The sequence below is a fragment of the Klebsiella sp. EMBS2024 genome, assembly GCF_036233805.1.
GTDB classification, from domain to species: Bacteria; Pseudomonadota; Gammaproteobacteria; order Enterobacterales; family Enterobacteriaceae; genus Klebsiella; species Klebsiella pneumoniae.
Window position 1 is genome coordinate 32625 of the sequence record NZ_JAZARW010000001.1, and the last position, 271, is coordinate 32895.

At 64.2% G+C, this 271-nt stretch carries 1 pseudogene; it reads right to left on the minus strand.

The window, feature by feature from the left end:
- A pseudogene (locus VZP09_RS00160) lies at window positions 1-271 on the minus strand (hypothetical protein); the annotation flags it as partial.

A 271-nucleotide genomic window follows, 5' to 3' on the forward strand; every position in this document is an offset into this window, starting at 1 on the left:
CCGCCGTCAGCTGGCTGACGTCACCGCCGTCGCTGACTTTGACCACAAAGGCTTTGCCTTCCACCTCCACGGTGTAGACGCCGGAGGCGGCAGGTTTTTCTGCTTTTGCCACTGGCTGCGCGGCTTCCGCCTGCGGTACCGGCTCAAAGGCCGCCGGGTTGTGGCGGTTTTCGAGGAACTTCAGGCCTGGCTGCGGGAACAGCGCCACGGTGAGCACGTCGTCGATGGCGTTTTCGGCAAGCGTGATGCCCTTCTCCTGCGCCTGGCGTTT